Origin of the sequence: Natronococcus occultus SP4 (assembly GCF_000328685.1) — an archaeon.
Lineage (GTDB): Archaea > Halobacteriota > Halobacteria > Halobacteriales > Natrialbaceae > Natronococcus > Natronococcus occultus.
In genome coordinates, this window is record NC_019974.1 from 1820894 (window position 1) to 1839919 (window position 19026).

At 65.2% G+C, this 19026-nt stretch carries 14 protein-coding genes and 1 pseudogene; 7 read left to right on the plus strand and 8 right to left on the minus strand.

The genetic code is table 11. The annotated features are described in order from the left end of the window. Positions 1-140: 140 nt before the first annotated feature. Complete coding sequence (locus NATOC_RS09050; protein WP_157224606.1) at positions 141-1865, plus strand: amidase; 1725 nt, start codon at positions 141-143, stop codon at positions 1863-1865. 100 nt (positions 1866-1965) lie between these two features. On the opposite strand, the gene NATOC_RS09055 is transcribed toward NATOC_RS09050, so the two are convergent. Both NATOC_RS09055 and NATOC_RS09065 read right to left on the minus strand, forming a co-directional pair. Next, a complete protein-coding gene (locus tag NATOC_RS09055; RefSeq protein WP_015321130.1) occupies positions 1966-3795 on the minus strand; it encodes an asparagine synthase-related protein in 1830 nt (609 codons plus the stop codon). A gap of 309 nt (positions 3796-4104) precedes the next feature. Beyond that, a pseudogene (locus tag NATOC_RS09065) lies at positions 4105-6205 on the minus strand (cation:proton antiporter domain-containing protein). A gap of 123 nt (positions 6206-6328) precedes the next feature. Between NATOC_RS09065 and NATOC_RS09070 the strand changes: the two are divergent. Together NATOC_RS09070 and NATOC_RS09075 are read left to right on the plus strand one after the other, a co-directional pair. Next, positions 6329-6751 carry a hypothetical protein gene (locus tag NATOC_RS09070; RefSeq protein WP_015321131.1) on the plus strand — a complete coding sequence of 141 codons (423 nt, stop codon included), beginning with the start codon at positions 6329-6331 and terminating at the stop codon, positions 6749-6751. 83 nt (positions 6752-6834) lie between these two features. After that, the gene (locus NATOC_RS09075) at positions 6835-7044 is read left to right on the plus strand and encodes a hypothetical protein (RefSeq protein ID WP_015321132.1); all 210 of its coding nucleotides are present in this window, start codon (positions 6835-6837) and stop codon (positions 7042-7044) included. A gap of 98 nt (positions 7045-7142) precedes the next feature. Here NATOC_RS09075 and NATOC_RS09080 read toward each other — a convergent pair whose 3' ends face one another. Further along, complete coding sequence (locus NATOC_RS09080; RefSeq protein WP_015321133.1) at positions 7143-8306, minus strand: hypothetical protein; 1164 nt, start codon at positions 8304-8306, stop codon at positions 7143-7145. A 285-nt stretch (positions 8307-8591) separates the two neighbouring features. Beyond that, complete coding sequence (locus NATOC_RS09085) at positions 8592-9122, minus strand: nucleoside-triphosphatase (RefSeq protein ID WP_015321134.1); 531 nt, start codon at positions 9120-9122, stop codon at positions 8592-8594. 115 nt (positions 9123-9237) lie between these two features. On the opposite strand from NATOC_RS09085, the gene NATOC_RS09090 reads away from it, so the two are divergent. Together NATOC_RS09090 and NATOC_RS09095 are read left to right on the plus strand one after the other, a co-directional pair. After that, positions 9238-10260, plus strand: a complete 1023-nt coding sequence (locus NATOC_RS09090) for an amidohydrolase family protein (RefSeq protein WP_015321135.1) — start codon at positions 9238-9240, stop codon at positions 10258-10260. A gap of 66 nt (positions 10261-10326) precedes the next feature. Beyond that, positions 10327-10581 (plus strand): amphi-Trp domain-containing protein, encoded by a 255-nt coding sequence (locus NATOC_RS09095; protein WP_015321136.1) that lies wholly within the window; start codon positions 10327-10329, stop codon positions 10579-10581. A 690-nt stretch (positions 10582-11271) separates the two neighbouring features. Here NATOC_RS09095 and NATOC_RS09100 read toward each other — a convergent pair. Both NATOC_RS09100 and NATOC_RS09105 read right to left on the minus strand, forming a co-directional pair. Then, on the minus strand, positions 11272-12324 hold the full coding sequence (locus NATOC_RS09100) for a TIGR00341 family protein (RefSeq protein ID WP_083866575.1): 1053 nt from the start codon (positions 12322-12324) through the stop codon (positions 11272-11274). A gap of 288 nt (positions 12325-12612) precedes the next feature. Then, complete coding sequence (locus tag NATOC_RS09105; protein WP_015321137.1) at positions 12613-13503, minus strand: sulfurtransferase; 891 nt, start codon at positions 13501-13503, stop codon at positions 12613-12615. A 106-nt stretch (positions 13504-13609) separates the two neighbouring features. Between NATOC_RS09105 and NATOC_RS09110 the strand changes: the two genes are divergently transcribed. Beyond that, entirely contained in the window at positions 13610-14332 is a 723-nt protein-coding gene (locus NATOC_RS09110) for a fumarylacetoacetate hydrolase family protein (protein ID WP_015321138.1), read from the plus strand. A 37-nt stretch (positions 14333-14369) separates the two neighbouring features. Here the strand turns inward: NATOC_RS09110 and NATOC_RS09115 are convergent, their stop codons facing one another. Together NATOC_RS09115 and folP are read right to left on the minus strand one after the other, a co-directional pair. Then, positions 14370-15029, minus strand: coding sequence for a helix-turn-helix domain-containing protein (locus NATOC_RS09115; protein ID WP_015321139.1), 660 nt, complete (start codon positions 15027-15029; stop codon positions 14370-14372). Between the two features lie 166 nt (positions 15030-15195). Then, complete coding sequence (folP, locus tag NATOC_RS09120) at positions 15196-17613, minus strand: dihydropteroate synthase (protein ID WP_015321140.1); 2418 nt, start codon at positions 17611-17613, stop codon at positions 15196-15198. A gap of 168 nt (positions 17614-17781) precedes the next feature. Between folP and NATOC_RS09125 the strand changes: the two genes are divergently transcribed. Beyond that, positions 17782-19023 carry an RNA-guided endonuclease InsQ/TnpB family protein gene (locus NATOC_RS09125; RefSeq protein WP_015321141.1) on the plus strand — a complete coding sequence of 414 codons (1242 nt, stop codon included), beginning with the start codon at positions 17782-17784 and terminating at the stop codon, positions 19021-19023. Positions 19024-19026 lie beyond the last annotated feature (3 nt).

Genomic DNA, 19026 nt, shown 5'->3' on the forward strand with positions numbered 1-19026 from the left:
CCCTTCAGATTCAATTATTTTCTTAGTACCAAGATTTTATCCGTGTCTTATTGATCAATGACGCTGTAGCTATGGATCAGGCAGACGGAAACGTGGGGGACGGGGAGCACTCTTCCCCTCGTGAATCGAGTCGACGAAACGTGTTACGTGCCGGCGGCGCGGTGCTCGGCGCGTCGATACTCGCGGGGTACGGTGCCGATTCCGTCAGCGGCGGTGACGAGGACTGCGAGTTCGATCCGATCGAGGCGTCCGCGCGTTCGCTGCGATCGGACTACGAACGCGGCAACATAACGGCCGAGTCGGTCGTCAAAACGTATCTGGACCGTATCGAGGCGTACGACGACGAGCTCGACTCGATCCTGGCGATCAACCCGAACGTCCTCGAGCGAGCGAAGGAACTCGACAGAAAAGTGACAGAGACCGGTGAGCTCGCCGGTCCCCTACACGGGATCCCCGTGACGGTGAAAGACAACATCGAAACCGACGACATGGCCACGACCGGGGGCGCCGTCGTGATGGACGACTACGTTCCGGACGAGGACGCGACGCTCGTCGAGCGAATTCGAGAGGCTGGCGGGATCGTCCTCGCGAAGACGAACCTCGACGAGTTCGCGTTCGGCTACGACGGGGTGAGTTCGATCGGGGGAGCGACGAAGAACCCGTACGATCGGGAGCGCTTCGCGGGCGGCTCCAGCGGCGGGTCGGGTGCCGCGACGGCCGCGAACCTGACCATGCTTTCGGTCGGAACGGACACCGGCGGCTCGGTGCGCGTTCCGGCGTCGGCTTGCAGTCTCGTCGGTCTCCGTCCAACGACCGGCCTCGTCAGCCGGGAGGGGATCATCCCGCTCGCGCTAAACGACGATACCGCAGGGCCGATGACTCGAACGGTCGAGGACGCCGCACTGTTGTTGGACGCGATGGTCGGCTACGACCCCGCCGACGATCGCACCGTCAAAAGCGACGGCGAGCTCCCGCACGACGGCGGGAAACGATACGTCGACTCCCTCGACGAAGACGGTTTGCACGGCGCGGGAATCGGCGTCTATCGGGCGTTCGTCGGGCCGGGCCCGCTGGGAGCGGAGGCCGACGAGCCGGACGACAAGGAACTCGCCGCGGACATGCAGGAGGTGACCGACCTGTTCGACGCGGCGCTCGAGGAGATGGCGGCGGCAGGCGCGACGGTCGTCGATCCCGTCGACCCGCCGTCGGCCGATCGTATCGGCGAGGTGAACACCGACACCGAATCGGAGTACAGCCGCGACAAGGGCGACTACCTCGACGGGATCGAAGCGGACGGTGCGCCGTCGGACATCGAGGAGATACTCGAGTCGGGGGAGTACTCGCCGGGGAACTGTCCGACGCTCGAACGCCGCGCGGAGGTGGACGGAGACGCCACCGACGAGGACCTCGAGTACCGATACGCGCTCAGCGAGGAACCCGCACTCCGGCGGGAAGTGCTGAAACCGATGGTCGAGAACGATCTCGACGCGCTCGTGTTCCCGACGCTCATCCAGAGCCCGCCGCGGATCGACGCCGAGGAGGGGTGGGGCGCGAACGCGCAGTTTACGCCACCGCTCGACTTCCCGTCGATGACGGTTCCGATCGGGTTTACGGACCGTACCGGGATGCCCGCCGGAATCGAAATCGTCGTGCCGCGGTTCGAGGAAGCGCGGCTGTTCGAGCTCGCCTACGCCTACGAGCAGGCGACGGAACACCGGTCGCCGCCGTCGGGTTACGGACCCGTCGACGACGCGGACACCGGCTGGTCGAGAGCGGCGATCGAAGCGTGGAACGAGGCCCAACCGGTCGAGGAAACGGTCGCCGTCTTGGGTTGTGACGCCCCGGCGGACCCGGACGGGCAGTAGTCCTGCTCGCGGACGCGAGCGTCGGCGCCTCGGCCGACGCCCGGGGCGCTGCGTTCCTCCACTGCGGTGGCGGCCAGCGAGACAGGTAGGCGACGATCGCTCAGTGCTGGCCCTGCAGCACGGGTCGACTCCGGGCGGGTTGTCGTGCGGGCGGCTCGATCGGGTCGAGCGCGGCGACGAGGGTCGCCAGCTGGTATCGCTGATGCGGGCGATGCCCGCTTCCGTCCCAGGCGATCCGCTGGAGCTCCTCCGCCGAGAAGTGGCGACCGAGCCCGTTGGCGTCGGCGATGGCCTCGGCGAGCAGCTGCCGGGAGTGGATTCCGCCCTCGCCGCTCTGTGACCCAAGCAGGGAGCGGACGCGTTCTTTTAACGCCGGGCGCGCGCCGAGCCAGCCGTAGGCGAACTTCTTGGCCCTGTACTCGACGGAGGTGATCGGGACGCCGAAGTCGACGTACTCGATTTCGGTGAGCTCCCTCGAGAGCAGGGAGAGAAACTCGCGGTACAGCTCGGTCCCCGCCTTCTGTTCGGGCGGGCAGGCCATCGCCGCTGCGAACAGGTCCGGCGCGTAGAACGGCGTCGTCGTCCAGAGGTGGTGGCGAGTCCGGTCCTCGCCGTGGTTGAGCATGTTGATGCCTCGTTCGCGAATCAGGAAGTGAGTGTGGGCGCCCTCGAGCGTCGCCTCGGGATAGGCGTCGATCCGCTCGGCGACGGAGTCGACGAGGCGATCCGCGTCGAGGCCGATCAGGTCCTCGATCTCCGCCGGTGTAAACTGCTGGTTCGTTCGGACGAGCGTCTCGACGAGCTCCGTCCTCGAATCGACCGCCGTCGGCGGGGTGAGGTCGGGGAAGATCTTGTCCCCACCGTCGCCGGTTACCAGGGTCGCCCCCGGGTGGTCGGCAGCGAGCTGCTCGGCGAAATCGAGACCCAGCGACATGCCGACGGTGTTCATCCCCTGGGTCATCTCCAAGAGGGCCTCCCGGTGGCGCTCGGTCCTGTCGACGAAGTACGACGACCACGGCACGCCGAGCGTGTGGGCGACCTCGCGGGCGACGTTCGCCTCGTCGGTGTTGGCGCCGTCCTCTCGTACCGACGTCGCGGCGAGCAGCGTCCCCTTGGACGTGTCGCCCAGTACCGCGTCGTAGCCGGCGATAGCCGCACGCGAGTCGAGCCCGCCGCTCAGCGAGACGATCGAGGTCTCGGTCGTTCCAGCGCGTCGGCGACACGCCTCGACGAAACGGTCCGTCAGCGCGCGAGCGTTCTCGGTGACGCTCCGATCGTCGTTCTCGTAGCGGTCGAACCGGAACTCGTGGAGCGACGTGACCTCGTTGCGCTCGACCTCGAGCAGCGAGCCCGGCGGCAGCTGTCGAACGCCGTCGAACGGCGTCCGGGTTCCGAGCGGGTAACCGAACAGCAGCATCTGTCCGAGACCGAGCCGGTCGACGCCGACGGGTCGTCCCTCGAGGACGGCCGCGAGTCGCCGGGCGACTTTGAGTTCGCGGGTGACGATCGTCGTGTCTCCGACCGTGGCCCGGTAGGTCGGGAGCCGTCCGAAAACGTCGTTGACGACCCAGGTACTCCCGCTCGTGCGGTCGACGACAGTGATGAGAAAGTCGCCGTCACGCGTCGCCACCCACTCCGCCAGGCGCTCGGCGTTCCCCCCGTCGATCCATGTCGCCACGTTCCGGAGCGCGGCTTCGGTATCACGGCGATCGTAGATCCGTCCCTCCAGCAGGATCGTCCACTCGTCGGTTTCGACGACCTCGGTCGGGTACGAGTCGTACCCGGTGGACGCGACCGTTCCCCCTGCGTTCCGGACCACCGTTTCGCGCTCGTAGGATTCGGTAAAGCAAACGGAATCGAGGACGCGATCGACTCTCCCCTGATCGTGAACGTTCCCCCCGCAACACCTGACAATAGTCGTTCCAGGCATCCGTTAGCTATCTTCGCCACCCCACCATCAATTCAATGGATTGTCAACTAATCCAGGTGATAGATTTTATTTACTATTATCAAATATTCTTATATTATTGACTGATTTTTCAGCTCCGTGTAACTCGAACGTTGCCGAACGGTCGTGTCACGAGGGGTCTCTACGTTCTCGCCGACTCGATCGGCTCGCGGATCCACGGCCCGCTCGACGGTATCCGACATCGACTCCGTCGGTTTCGACTCACCGTCGTACGACCGGGTCACGACGTCGGGGCGGTGCCCCCGCAGCCCTCGACGCCGACCCCCATCACTACGTGAGCCGGAGGAACCGACGGTCGTCCTCGCGCTCCTCGGTCGCGGGGTACATGATCACGAAGTTGCCCTCCGTGAGCCGGGAGACGCGCTTGGGAAGCGTCTGTAGCTCGGGGTGCCAGCCGGGGTCGTTCCGACGGGCACTCACACAGACGACGAGGTCTGGGCCCCGCACCTCGCGCAGCCGCGAGCGAAGCGCCGTCCAGTCGGCCACCGACTCGATCGTCTCGGGGACGTCCGGCTCGACGGTCGCGAAGGCGTCCTCGAGCCCTTCGGCGTCGCCCTCGACCGCGAGGACGCGGATCGGTGCACCGGTTCGCTCGGCGACCAGCTTCGCCGTGCGCAGCGCTTCGGGGAAGCCGTCGTTACGATCGATCCCCGGCGGGAGGACCAGGACGATTCGACGGGTCGTGTTGAGCGGTTCGCGGACGCGCCCGACCAGCGTCAGCTGTGTGGTTCGGCGCAGCACCTGATCGATGGTGTGGCCGAACACCCGTTGCTCCCGGGAGCGGGCGCCGTCCCAGCCGATGACGAGCGTCGAGATCCGGTTCTCGAGTGCTGAGCGGACGACCCCCGAGGCGACGTTGTGGTCGATCCGCGCGTGGCCCTCGATCGGTACCTCCGCGCCCGCGGCGTACTCCTCGAGGTCGGCGAGGGCGTCCTCGGCCGCGGCGACCCGGGAGCGGGTTCGTGTGACCGACTCCGGAGGGACGACCGAGACCGTATGCACCGGCTCTCCGACGCGCACGTCCCGGATCGCGAAGGCGAGGTCCAGCAGGGACTCGGCGTATCGCGACTCGCTGGAGACCGGGACGAGGATCCGCTGTGGCGTCTCGTCGGGGTCCGTAGGGTCGCTGCTCGCGGTTCCGGGCGAGGACGCCGCCGGAGCGTTCGACGACGGCGGGGCTGACGATGGCGACGACAAGGATCATCAGTACGACCGCGTTGAGCATCTCGAGTCCGAACCCGGGGACGCCGGCGTCGAAGCCGATCTGGACGATCGCGAGTGCGGCCGCGGCCTGGCCGACCGAGAGTCCGAACATGCTCCGGACCTCGTCGCGATCGTAGCCGTAGAGCTTCCCGGTCGCCCACGCCGCGGCGTACTTCGTCGTGAAGACCATGACGATCAGCGAGCCGGCGATGACCAGCGTGTCGGCGCCCGCCAGAAGGACGCGGACGTCGACGAGCATCCCGACGGACAGCAGGAAGAAGGGGATAAAGAGGGCGTTGCCGACGAACTCGATGCGGTTCATCAGTGGTCCGGTTTCGGGAATCAGCCGGTTGAGCGCGAGTCCGGCGAGGAAGGCGCCGATGATATGCTCGACGCCGGCGAGTTCGGCCAGGAACGCACAGAGAAAGAGGACGGCCATGACGAACAGAAACTCGAAGTAGCTCTCCTCGGCGCGGCCGCGGAAGAACCACCGTCCGAGCCGAGGGACGAGCAGCCAGACACCGACGAAAAAGACGGTCAGCCCGACCCCGAGCTGGAGCCAGAACGCGGCGTCGAGCGCCCCGTCGATGGAGGCGATCACGACCGCGAGCACGAGCAAGGCGAGAGTGTCGGTCAGGATCGTCCCGCCGATCGTCGCGGTCACCGCCTCGTTGGTCGCGATTCCCAGACGGTTGACGACGGGATACGCGAGCAGTGTATGTGAGGCGAAGATGGCGGCGAACAGCGACGCGGCCGCAACGGTCAGATCGAGAACGTAAACGCCAACGACGGTGCCGACCGCCTGCGGGACGAGAAAGGAGAGCAGCCCGAAGACGACGCTGCGATCCCTGTACTCGACGAACTGGCCGAGGTTGATCTCGAGGCCCGCGACGAACATCAGGTAGACGAGTCCGACCTCACCGAGCAGCTGGATCGTCGCGTCGCGCTCGAGCAGGTGAAGGCCGTTGGGGCCGATCGCGGCGCCGACGAGGATGATCCCGACGATTCCGGGAAGTCGGTACCGCTCGAGCGCCAGCGGTGCGACCAGAAAGATCACCATCGCGAGCCCGAAGATCAGGATCGGATCGTCGAACGGAACCGCGAGTGACTCCTCGATAGCACCAGCAGCGGTCGTGGCCGGCACGGTGGTACCCGACTGAGACGGCATCGTCCCGACTGTCGATCTCCTGACCCATCAAGGACTAGCTACTCTATTGCCGGGTCGGGATCGACGGAGCCGACGGCCAGTGCGTCGCCGACGTTAACACGGAGGCAGCCGTACGACGGCGCGATGACAGCCGATGGGGACCCGTCGTCGATCCGTTCGATCGCCGTCTCCGCGACGGACGTCGTTGACGCCTACGTCTACGGTCGGGAGAATCCCGGCACCGCCGTTCTTCGAGCGACGCCGCCGTTTCACGGCCGAATGCGGGCCAGAATTCACGTCTACCACGAGGACGACGCTCGCGTGACCGGTGCAGTTCACGTCTCGCCCGACGCGCTCCTCGAGGACGACGCGGTCGCGAACTACCCCACGCTCGAGGACAAACGCGCGGACGCGTCGGCCGAAGAGACCGATCGGATCCGGAAACGCCACGCCGAGGCGGTCGACGACTGGCGCGAGCGGGCCCGGGGTGCGATCGTCGACGCGACGACCCTGGAGACCGACGACGGACCGCACGCGGTCGACGTCAAGACGCTCGACATCGGATAGGCTCGGTGTCGCCGTTGTAGCCTGCACTTTCACTTTCACCCCGGACGGATCGGATTCACGGTCCGTCCGGTCGATTTCGAACTATGTCCCAGACCGTGGTGCGGATCGACGCCCGGAGCCAGCGAACCGAACTCGCCGACGCCGTCGCGGCGCGTCGACCGCCGCGGCGGCGGGTCGACGTCTCCTCGCTGCACCTCGAGGAGATCGAGACCTACGTCGAGGTGAACCTCGAGACAGACCGCGTCTCCCTCGAACGTCGGGGTGCCCGAACCTACCTCGTGGTCGAGCGCTGAACGGAGCCGCGGCTTCGAGACCGCGGCCAGTCTCGGAGAAACGCGGCCGACGGTGAAACGCGACGACGCCCCTCGAACCACGCGGGACGTCGAGCGGTCTATATCGGAAGCGGCACCCAGCCCGACGTCGGGAAGACGCCGACGAGCGCGAGGACGGCGATGACGAACGTCGTCGCGACGATGCTGGTCGCGGGCGGGTCCCAGTGGGTGTCGCCGTGCATGTAGAAGATCCGCTGGGAGAGTTCGCCGAACAGCGCGCCGAGAACGCCGAAGATCGCCCCGAGGACGATCGCCTCGGCCAGCAGGAGCTCCGCCTGGGCTGCGCTCGGCGTCGCGTCGGCCAGCGTCAACCCGGCGTAAGCCATCGGCGCCGTCGCCGCCGGGAGCGTGATGTGGTGTGTGACGGGCACCGGTACCTGAAAGGTGGCGAAGTCGTCGGTAATGCCGAGATTGAGAAAGATCAGGCTGGCCGCGCTGATCCCGAACGCGAGGTACGGACTGCCGGTCGCCCAGAACGTGAGTCCGCCGAGGACGCCGAACGCGAACCCGATGATGGTGACGCCGGACCACTGATAGTACCACGGCAGCCAGGGCTCGACGTCGAGTCGAGGATCCGGCTCGCCGGCTTCGCCCGCGGTCGCGTGGTCGTCCTCGCGTTCGAACGGCGAGACGTCAAGGAGGCCGTCGGCACGAACGTCGCCGATCGCGCCGTACCCCAGCGCGAGTCGGTGCGCGAGCGCCGAGATCACGACGCCCATCGCGATCGGATCCCACGGCAGGCCGAGGCCGTCGGAGACGAAAAACACTAGGAAGCCAAGGACGCCGAACGCACCGCCGACGAGCAACACGTCGTCGTGCTTGCCGGCGAACGCGATCAGGATGTTCTTCCCGTCGTGATACCCCCAGTTCCCGCCGAACCCGGGCTCCATGTACCCCTGCTTCGCGGCGTACGCGGTCGCGGCGGCACCCGCCGCGAAGGCGATATGCGGGCCGAAGAAGGCACCGAAGGCGATCTCGGCGGTGACGCCCCCCGCGGGATCTCCGAGCCCGAACCCGTCCTCGAGGGAGACCATTCCGGCGATTCGAGCCATCTCACCCGCGATCACCATGAACCCGGTAAACACGAACGCGGGAAGCGCCCCGAGCGCCGCGCCGAGGACGCCGCCGGCGAACGCGGCGACGAGCATCGCGAGCAACAGCTCGATCGGCCAGCCCAGCACCTGGAGAACAACGACGTCCGCCCCCAGCGTCTCAACCGACACGGGTGGTCACCTCCAGTTTCGACCGACGCTGTCTCGGAGCGGGAGTCCCGTGCTTCGAGCCGGATTGGCGTCCACCGTTCACACGTGCCCGTCTCGGACTGACTGCGTCGTGTATTCGTGCTGCGGATCGAGTGGCGGTACTGATCGAAGCATCACCCATCATGGTAACCACTCACCCCGGACGTTGGCCCGAGTTGAGTCGTGTGATGACATCACAACCAATCAGTAATAGTTTCCTCACGGATCGGGGAACGTTCCGAACGAGTGAATTATTACGGACAAGCGTCAGCTCGATCGAATCCACTCGATCAGGGCCGCCGGAAGCGCGTCGCGGGTCTCCGGTGTCACCGCGAAGATCGCGACGTCCTCGCGAGACCGAACCGACTCGAGAAACGGGTCCGACTCGCGGACGGCGATCGACGCGAGGACCGGTGTCCGTGAGTCGAGCACGCGCCGCGTGGCCGTAACGAACTGATCGCTCTCGAGTTGCATCGGCGCGAGTTCGTCGATAACGACGCAGTCGCAGTCGTCGACGGCCGTCGAAAGCGCCGACCGGGAGAGCCGACCGACCGCGGCGACGTCGACCCCGTACCTGCTAACGGCGGGACCGTCGACGTCGACGTGTGCCATCACCGCTCGTTCACCGGTCGCCAGATCGACGATCTCGAACCCGACGCGGTCGCCGTCCTCGCGGAGTTCGGGACAGACGAGCCCGCCCACGGCCTTCCCGTCGTCCCGAAGCACAGCAACGGTTCGCTCGAGTGCGGTCGTCTTCCCGCTTCGCGGCGGACCAGTGACGAGGGCGTTTCGTGGCATCGGTCGCGTCGTTCGTCTCGTGGCGGCGTAGCGGTACCGGCTCGAGGCCGACGCTCTCGAAAGAGTCCCCGCCACGACCCCCGAGCGTTTTCACGCCGCTCGTCGGACGACCCCCATGACGCCTGCTCGAGACGGCGATCGATCGACTTCCGACCGCGGATCCGCGCGGCGTCGCGTCCTCGAAGGAGCCGCCGGCGTCGTCGCTGCCGGGGCGATCGGAACGACGGGATCGGTCGGCGCAAGGACGAACGACCCGAACGGCGAAACGGACGAGCGAACCGCCGCTTCGCGGAACACCGACGAGTTACCGCTGTTCGACGGACACGTTCACCTGATTCCCGAGGAGACGCTCGGCAGGGTGCCACTCGGTGCGAATCAGCTGATCGCGTGGATGGACGAGAACGGGATCGACCGCGCCGTCGTGCTGGCGCTTGACTCCCCGGAGAGCTACCCGGTACCGGCCTCGAGTCCGTGGGTCCTCGATCAGGTCGACGCCTACCCCGAGCGCCTGCTCCCGTTCTGTACGATCGATCCGCGGACGCTCGTCTACGGCGAGGACGCCGCCGAGAATCTGCTCGAGCGATACGTCGAACGGGGCGCCCGCGGGTTCGGCGAGCTGAAGGCCGGCGTACCGATCGACGACCCCCGCGTCGAGCGGCTCTACGAGCTGTGTGCCGAGCACGAGCTCCCGATCCTCTTTCACACCGACGAGAAGGCGATGACCGACGACGTCGGCCTCCCGGGCCTCGAGGACGTTGTCGCCTCCTTTCCGGAGGTGGACTTCCTCGCGCACGCCCACGGCTGGTGGGCCCACGTCGCGGCCGACGTCGAGGAAGCCGACCTCGGAGAGTACCCCGACGGCGAGATCGACGAGCCCGGACGCGTCCCGGAGCTTCTCGGGCGGTACGACAACCTCTACGGCGACCTCTCGGGGATCTCGGGCTGGAACGCGCTCACCCGCGATCCCGCGTTCGGGCAAGCCTTCCTCGAGACCCACGCCGACCAGCTGGTGTTTGGCACCGACTTTCTCCACCCCGAACAGGCGATCCCGCAGCTCGAGCTGTTCGAGCGGTTCGACCTCGATCGCTCGGCGCGGGCCGCGATCCGCTACGAGAACCTGGCGTCCGTTCTCGCCTAGATCGCCGGCCTCGAGCCTGCCACTTCGCCGCCAACCTATATACGTCAGCCCGGTGCCAATACGCGTATGGCTGAAACGACGGACCACGAGGAGGACGTCTCGCGCGACGAAGCGGCCGACCTGTTGCAGGACCTCGCCCGGGAGATCCGCGGCGAAGGTCCGGTCGACGTCCACGTCGGCAACAAGACCCTGGCGCTGACGCCGTCCTCGACGCTCGAGTACGGGATCGAGGTCGAGGAACGATCGCCGATGCTTGGGGGCGACCGCGAGGAGATCACCGTCACGCTCGAATGGGAGATCGAGGACGAACCGACCGAGTAGCCACCGCTCTCCGCACTCGCCGACTCGCTGAGTCGCAGAAAGCGGTCTCACGGGCGTCCACAGCCCCGCCGTCCGTCAGTCGCAAGTAGCGGTTTCCGAGGACGGCGACGTCCTCGTTCGAATTCGGGAAAACGTTCTCACGTCGTCGACGCACGCGCTGTTCTTGGTAACAGACACGCAGCATTCAATTCGTATCATATTCGATGAATCGAACGTGAACTGTGATATCAAACTCCGTTTGCTCGTTGATGCGTTCGTTTAACGCTGCCGGCAACTCCGGATTCGAGTCACCAACTGGTTGTTCAACCGTGATAACGACACGTTCGGGTCGTTCGAGCCCGATCCCGCTTTCGAGCAACACCTCCGTTTCGAGGGGGATACCTTCTTCGAGGAACAGTTCAACGCCGAGTAGATGGACGTCCTCGTACTCTGATGACTCGAGGACGGCTTCCGATTCCGTCTCGATGGTGCTTTCGAGAGCATTCGTCTTTAGCTAAGACTGCTGGTTATACTCCGTGGCGGAATTATGCTTAACGGTATTAGTCGAACGAATCTAGCGGCTGAACCGCTGATGCGGCTGAGAGTCAACAGTACAGATAATGCAGAGACTGCTTTTTCGTCCCGCAGCGGTCGTATGCTGACGAAATCTACCTCCAAAACGGTGTTATTCGGTATTACTCTGAGTATTAGCTAAAGACGGATGCTTTCGAGAGTAGTATGTTCGTACGATGCCCAGGTGACCCCAATCAAGAACGTCGACAGAACAAGGATCGCAACCGAGAAGACGATGATATGTCGTCGAACTTGCTCCCGTGCGACTCCCGTTTCTCCCCAGACATGTGGTCGGTAGCCCATAACCCATAGCGTCAGGAGTCCGGTGATATTGATAGCGAGTAGATTGACAAAAACGAGGATGATCGATCCGACCGCAGCGTTAGGGGTCCCCCATGCAATCGCGATTCCAGCCGCTGCGGCAGGCGGAATTAACGCTGCAGCGATCATGACACCGACCAGTGCGGCCGAGATCCCAGTTGCGAGGCTCAGCACGCCCGCAATTCCTGCTCCGAGCGCAACGAACAGCGAGAGGAGATCCGGAAGGAGTCGTTCACTGACTTCGTCGATCTCGACGATATCGATGCCCGGTGGGACGAGAACCATCGATCTCGCGACCCATGCGAACGCCGCGGCACTGACGATTGCGACGATGACACCCAGTGCTTGATACTTGAGTCCGTTCCAGAAGAGGTCATTTTCGTTGAGAACGGTTCCAACGCTGGCTGCGAGCGCCGGCCCGATCAACGGTGCAATGACCATCGAACCGACCACGACAGCGGCCGAATCGAGTAACAGGCCGGCCGTAGCGACGACTGCACTGAGCAGCGTCATCGTCACGTAGATCGGTATCGTCGAAATGAGACTGTTCGACTCAACAGATAATTCGTGGCGACCAAGACGCTCATCGCCCAAGATCTCGCTTGCGTATCGCCGCTTGAGTGCACCGAACTGACGCGAGATGATCGTGTCTGCGGTGACGACGACCGTGTGATCCTCCTCATCAAGCCCTGCGTCCCGCAAGTCATCCAAGACGGTCTCGACTGCATTCGTCGGGAGTGTAAACGAGACGAGGACGGCGTACTCACCGTCGTCGGTCGGAACGACGGTATAGTCGATAGCTTTCGAGTCGAGTTCCTCCAGAACCGGTTCACGCGTCTGCGCTCGGAGTGAAATTTCAATGTGGCGCATAGGGAATCAGTCACCAGAAAACGTCATTAAGCACGGGTAGACATGATCTCTCGCTACAAGTTACGTACAGCTCGCTAAAGGCGGCGAGCCAAACCGAAACACCCTCCCTGGCCCGAGGACGCGGTCGCTTCGGTCAGCCGTCTTCGTCCTCGTCTTTCTCGCGGGTCACGTTCGTTCCCCGCTCGCTTTTTCGAGGACGCTTCCCTCACTCCGTTCAGTCGCGTCCTCGCCTTTCTCGCGGGTCACGTTCGTTCCCCGCTCGCTTTTTCGAGGGTTCGTTCGCTGCACTCACTCACCCTCGCCCTTCTCTATCGGCGCTCGAATCAAATTCCCCCACTCGGTCCAGGAACCGTCGTAGTTGTGGACGTCCTCGTAGTCCAGCAGCTCGTGGAGCGCGAACCAGGCGATCGCCGAGCGCTCGCCGACCCGGCAGTAGGTGACGACCGTTTCCTCGCCGTCGATCCCCTGGTCGCCGTACAGCTCCTCGAGTTCGTCGGGCCCCTTGAATCGGCCGTCCTCGCGCAGGTTCGTCTTCACCGGGACGTTCGAGGCACCGGGGATGTGACCGCCCCGCTGGGCGGTTTCGCGGAGCCCCTCCGGGGCGATGATTTCGCCCGTGAACTCCTCGGGCGAGCGGACGTCGACCATCGGGATGTCCGCCTCGCGGGCCTTGTCGACGTCGTCCTTGTAGGCACGGATGCTCTCGAAGGGCCCCTTCGCGGTGTACTCGACGGGATCGAACTCCGGCTCCTCGTCGGTCAGCGGGTAGTCCTCGTTAACCCAGTAGTCCTTCCCGCCATCCAAGACCCGGGCGTCCTCGTGGCCGTAGTATTTGAACTCCCAGTAGGCAAAGAGCGCGAACCAGTTGGGGATCCAGCCGTTCCCGTAAAAGACGACCGTCGAGTCCTCGCTGATCCCGTGCTCGCCGACGGTCTCCTCGAACTCCGCTTTCTTGAGGATGTCCCGCTGGTCCTGATCGGAGAGGTCCTCGTCCCACTGCAGTCCGATCGCGCCCGGAACGTGGCCCTCGTCGTACCGGGAGGGGAAGTCGCCCTCCTCGGGCGACTCGGGGCTGTTGACTTCCACGAGACGGTAGTCGGGCTCGTCCGCCTGGAACTCCTCAAGGTGGTCTTCGACCCAGTCGGCCGAGACCAGCACGTCGGTGTCGTACTCGGTCATGCGAAGCGTGCTCCGACGAGCAGCGGGAAAAGCGTAACACGGGCCGAGCCGACACGTCCGAAATCGGATCGGTACACATACGCCGCTGGACTGACGACCACCGCTAATGCGACTCGCGAGAATCGAAACGAGCGACGGACCGGTAACCGGACAGTACGAAGACGGCGTCGTCCACACGGACGGCGCCGAGTACGAGGTCGGCGTCGACGGCGACCTCCTTCCGCCCTGCGAGCCATCCGCGATGTACTGCGTCGGACGCAACTACGCCGAGACGCTCGACCAGATGGAGTACGAGCGCCCCGAGGAGCCCGATTTCTTCATCAAGCCGCCGGCGTCGCTGTTGGCCCACGAGGAGCCTGTCGAGTACCCCGCGTTCACCGAGGAGCTGACCTACGCCGGCGAGCTCGCGGCGGTGATCGACGAGCGCTGTCACGACGTTTCCGAGGACGAGGTGCCCGACGTCGTTCGCGGCTACACGATCATGAACGACGTCGACGCGCTCGACCAGCAGGGACGCACGGCACGGAAGGCCTTCGACGGCTCCGGCCCGCTCGGACCATGGCTCGAGACCGACCTCGATCCGCGAGGGATCGACATGCACACCGACATCGGCGACGAGCGCCGCCAGGACGCGAACACGGAGCTCATGCTGTTCGATCCCTACGAGATCGTCTCGTACCTCTCGAAGCGGTTCACGTTCCGTCCCGGCGACGTCGTCGCGTTCGGCAGCCCCGCGAACCCGGGGTTGGTCGAACCGGGCGACACCGTCGAGATCACCTACGAGGGCGTCGGCACGCTGCGTAACGAGATCGTCGAGACGGGCGAGTAGCTGCTCGCAGCTCCGTGGGAACCGCTTCTCGGCGACGTTAGTCGATGTCCTCGCCGTCGAGCAGCGCCGCGGAGATCAGGTTCCGCATCCCGCGACGGAGCCGACCGCTCATCGCGGTCGAGGAGAGTCCGATCTCGTCGGCGACGTCGCTCAGCGCCATCTCGCGGGGCTCGCTGAAGTAGCCACACTCGTAGGCGACCGTCAGCGCCTCCACCTGCTGTTCGGTCAGCCCGTAGGCGACGTTCGTCTCGTTTCGCGGGCGGCCGTACACCTCGACGATCTCGAAGCTCACGCCGTACTCCTCGGCGTACTCCCAGATCGTCGTCAGCGCCTCCCGGTCCGGAAGCTGGAGCTGCAGGAACCAGCCCCGGCGTTTCGTCTCGGCCCAGGACATGAACCCGTTTACCTGGGTGACGACCGGGCTCAGGAGCTTCGTCCGCTCGGCGTGCTCGATGTAGTAGATGTGGGTGTCCTCGCCCTCGTCGACGAGTTCGTAGTCGTCGACGGTCGGATCGTCCTCGAGGAACCGTTCGAGTTTGTCGACGTCCTCGTACTCGAACCAGAACGGAAAGAGGTGTGATCCGGGGTCGGTGTTGGCCTGCGTGAGAACCGTGATCTGAAGGTCGTCGGCGCGACGCAGCGTCGGAACCAGAGCGAGGCGCTCGTGTTCGGCGTAGGCTTTGACTGTGATCGCCATCTCTTACCGCTCGGCTCGGTCGTGGGGTCCTTGGCGATCAGCGGTCCGTCCGGCCTTCGATCTGCCGGTCTTGTTGGGTGATGTGGTCATGTATCACACTGGTCAGGGGAGTCCCATAAGCGTACTGTCGAGCGATCGGCCGCGGCGGAGTCCCCGGTCCGGACGGTTACCGATCGTTCGTCGCCCGAACCGTCCGAATCGCGGCGTCGTTCGCGCCGACGTCGTGGACCCGAACGACGTCGGCGCCGCGCGCGGCCGCGAGCGTCGTCACCGCGATCGTCGGCGGGAGGCGATCGCCGGGCTCGCAGCCGACGCGGTCGAACATCGATTTCCGGGAGTGGCCGACCATGAGCGGACAGCCAAGCGCCCGGAACTCCCCGAGCCGATCGAGCAGTGCGAAACAGTCCGCGGGTTCCTTGCCGAACCCGAACCCCGGATCGACGACGATCCGATCGCGATCGATCCCGGCGCGCTCGGCCCGGAGCACCGTCTCTTGGAGATCATAGAGGACGTCCTCGACGACGTCGTCGTAGGCGACGCTGCGGTCGGGGTCGACGGGCGTCTCCAAGCTGTGGGTAACCACGAGCGAGGCGTCGTGATCGGCGACGACGAACCGCATCTCGGGGTCCTCGAGCCCGGAGACGTCGTTGACGATGTCGGCGCCCGTCTCGAGGGCCGCGTCGGCGACCGCGGCCTTCCGGGTGTCGACCGAGATCGGCACCTCGAGATCCTCGAGCTGGCGGAGTACCGGAACGACGCGGTCGATCTCCTCGGCGGCCGAGACGGGATCGGCGCCGGGCCGCGTCGACTCGCCGCCGACGTCGACGACGTCGGCGCCGGCCTCGACCATCGCCTCCGCGCGGGCGACGGCGTCCTCGAGGACGTCGTACTCGCCGCCGTCGTGGAAGCTGTCGGGGGTGACGTTCAACACACCCATCACCGCCGTCTCCCGGTCCCAGGGGAGCCGGTCGGCGTCGGCTCCACCCTCGGCGTTCTCGAGGGCTGCCCGGAGCTGATTCGCGACGTGAGCCAGCCCGAGCTCGTCGGCTGCGAGCTCGTCGATCAGCTCGCGGAACTGGGCGTCGGTCCCCGAGAGCACCGTCGTCACCCGGCGGGTGGAGGTCTCTGTCCGCGAGAGCGTACAGCTCCCGCCGATCGCCGCGAACGCCGTCCGGATCCGGTCGGCCTGGGGTCCGCGCAGGTGGGTCTTTACCGTCCGTCCGACGCTTCGCTCGGCGGTCGTTTCGACGGTCGAGGACTCGAGTCCCAGCCCCTCGAGGACGTCGCGGGCCTCCCGCTCGGTCGCCGTCCGCTTGGGAATCTGGAGCCGCGACCAGCGGTCGCGGGCCTCCGCGACCGCGTACAGCGAGCCGGCGACGAGGACGCAGTCGTCCTGGTCGGCCCGCGAGAGGGCGCGTTCGGTCGCCTCGAGGACCGACCCCGAGCGATCGATCCGTCCCGCGCGATCGTCGAAGGCGTCGGCGAGGACGTCGAGGTCGGCGGCCCGCGGGACGTTCGGCTGACAGAGATACACCGCGTCAGGTGCGGGAAGCGCCGCGGCCATTCCCGCGTGGTCTTTCTCGGTCATCGCGCCGAAGACGAGGTGGAGCTCGTCGAACGCGTAGCGCTCGAGGAGATTGGCCAGCGTTCCGCAGGCACCTGGGTTGTGCGCGCCGTCTAACACCGCCAGCGGCGCCGTCGAGACGACCTCGAACCGACCGGGCCAGTGGGCCTTGCGGAGCCCGCGTGCGATCGCGTCGGGATCGACGCTCGCGAGCTGGTCGGCCAGGGCCGCCGCAACCCCGGCGTTGGTCGCCTGGTGGGGACCTGGGAGGGGGACGTTCGTCTCGATCGACCACTCCGGCGTCGCGATCGAGACGGCGCTCTCGATGGGCGACGCCAGTCCGTCCTCGGTCGCGATCACCTCGGCCTCGTCCGGGCCGACCGAGATCACGTCCGTCTCCGTTCGGATCGCCTCGAGGGCCGCTCCGGAGGCGCCTGTCACCAGCGGCGCGTCGGCGGGAGCGACCTGGGCCTTGTCCCGGGCGATCTCCTCGATCGTCTCGCCGAGCAGCCCCGTATGCTCCAGGCTGACGCTGGTTACCGCGCTCGCGACCGGATCGACCGCGCTCGTCGCGTCGTAGCGTCCGCCGATCCCGACCTCGAGGACGGCGACGTCGACCGACTCGGCCGCGAAGTGTGAGAGTGCAAGCGCGGTCAACACCTCGAAGTACGTCGGGGTGTCCCCGTCCTCGCGGAGGCGGTCGACGGCGTCCTCGAGTTCCGCGACGAGGTCACAGACCCGGGCCTTCGGGATCTTGCGACCGTCGACGCGGATCCGCTCGCGCACGTCGTCGAGGTCCGGCGAGGTGTAGAGGCCGACGTCGTACCCCGCCTCCCGGAGAACCCGCTCGAGCATCCGCGCCGTGCTCCCCTTTCCGTTCGAGCCCGCGATCTGAACGCAGGCGACGTCCTCGTGAGGACGGCCGAGCTCCGCGAGTAGCGCCGCGGTCGTCTCAGTCCCGAGTTTCGGTCGTCGGCGTTGTAACGACTCGAGGGAGGCGATCGCATCGTGGTATTCCATATCAATCGTGGTCTCGGCCCGAACATGAAAGTATTGACAGTACGTCCTGTCCCGGACGGTTTATATTGGTCACCGAGGCGAATACCCCGACCCACCGTGGTCGGGGATGAAGCCGACAACTCGTGACACAATCCATTAAGTAAACATATCTCTACCCAACAGACAGCGATGGAATACAGTCACCGCTACCGCGCCTACCCGACACAAGAGGTAGCGGAGCGACTGGAACACCATCTCGACGTTCATCGCCAACTCTACAACCACGTCCGCTGGGACTACCAGAACAGCCCAGAGGACGACAAACCGAGTGAATACGACCAGAACAACAAGCTTCCCGAGTGGAAGCAAAAGTGGTCACTATTCGGTGAACTACACTCGAAGGCCGCGCAAGCCACCGTCGCACGCTTCCACCACAACCTCACCGTCCTCAGCGAACTCAAAGAGAAGGGATACACCGTCAGTCGGCTCAAGCGGCAAGCACCCAGCGAGTACCGAAGCGTGACGTACAACCAGTCTGGTTTCGACCTCGATGAAAAGAGGGGCCACGACAACTACGCTTACGTCCGCTTCAGCAAAATCGGGTGGGTGAAAATCCGGTATTCCCGTCCGATTCCCGACCACGCCATCATCAAAGAAGTCTCGTTCAAAAAGGAGACGACCGGTGAGTGGTTCGTCTCGTTCGGGTTGGAAACCGACGAAGCTGGCCTACCGGAGAAACCCGACGGTGACTCGCTGGACGCGAGTAACAGCGTGGGCATCGACCTCGGCATCCAGAACTACATCCACACCAGTGATGGCAAGACCGTAGATTGGCTCGATCTTGAAGACGACTACGAACGATTGCGCCGCGAACAACGCAAGTTGTCTCGCAAGGAGAGGGGGTCAAACAACTACGAGAAGCACCGCCGGGAAGTGGCGAAGATCAAGCGCCACATCAAGCGGAAGGTGCTGGACTACCAGCACAAGAGTACGACGTGGCTCGTCAAAGAGTACGATGCCGTGTTCGTGGAAGACCTCAACGTCGCTGGAATGCTTCAAGAGGATGGGAACGCTCGGAACAAGCAGGACGCGGCGTGGCGACAGTTCATTACCCTCCTTGACTACAAGGCCGACCTGTACGGGACGCACGTCGTAGAGGTCGAAGCACGAGGCACCACCAAAGAATGTGCATCGTGCGGTGTGGAGACAGCGAAGCCCATCTGGGTACGGGAACACTCCTGTCCGAGTTGTGGATTCGAGACGGACAGGGACGCGAACGCGGCGATGAACGTCCTCAAGCGCGGCTTTGCTGAGTTAGGGTTGGGATGGCCCGAAGAAACGCCTGTGGAGACTGTGACCGCTACGGACGCCGATGACTTTCGAGAGGTCTCTGCAAGTCACGTCATCGAAACAGGAAGCCTGCCCTCGTGAGAG

Coding starts and splice junctions, on each gene's coding strand:
- NATOC_RS09055 (WP_015321130.1), bottom strand. CDS start 3,795: ATGCCTGGAACGACTATTGTCAGGTGTTGCGGGGGGAACGTTCACGAT.
- NATOC_RS09070 (WP_015321131.1), top strand. CDS start 6,329: ATGACAGCCGATGGGGACCCGTCGTCGATCCGTTCGATCGCCGTCTCC.
- NATOC_RS09075 (WP_015321132.1), top strand. CDS start 6,835: ATGTCCCAGACCGTGGTGCGGATCGACGCCCGGAGCCAGCGAACCGAA.
- NATOC_RS09085 (WP_015321134.1), bottom strand. CDS start 9,122: ATGCCACGAAACGCCCTCGTCACTGGTCCGCCGCGAAGCGGGAAGACG.
- NATOC_RS09090 (WP_015321135.1), top strand. CDS start 9,238: ATGACGCCTGCTCGAGACGGCGATCGATCGACTTCCGACCGCGGATCC.
- NATOC_RS09095 (WP_015321136.1), top strand. CDS start 10,327: ATGGCTGAAACGACGGACCACGAGGAGGACGTCTCGCGCGACGAAGCG.
- NATOC_RS09100 (WP_083866575.1), bottom strand. CDS start 12,324: ATGCGCCACATTGAAATTTCACTCCGAGCGCAGACGCGTGAACCGGTT.
- NATOC_RS09105 (WP_015321137.1), bottom strand. CDS start 13,503: ATGACCGAGTACGACACCGACGTGCTGGTCTCGGCCGACTGGGTCGAA.
- NATOC_RS09110 (WP_015321138.1), top strand. CDS start 13,610: ATGCGACTCGCGAGAATCGAAACGAGCGACGGACCGGTAACCGGACAG.
- NATOC_RS09115 (WP_015321139.1), bottom strand. CDS start 15,029: ATGGCGATCACAGTCAAAGCCTACGCCGAACACGAGCGCCTCGCTCTG.
- folP (WP_015321140.1), bottom strand. CDS start 17,613: ATGGAATACCACGATGCGATCGCCTCCCTCGAGTCGTTACAACGCCGA.
- NATOC_RS09125 (WP_015321141.1), top strand. CDS start 17,782: ATGGAATACAGTCACCGCTACCGCGCCTACCCGACACAAGAGGTAGCG.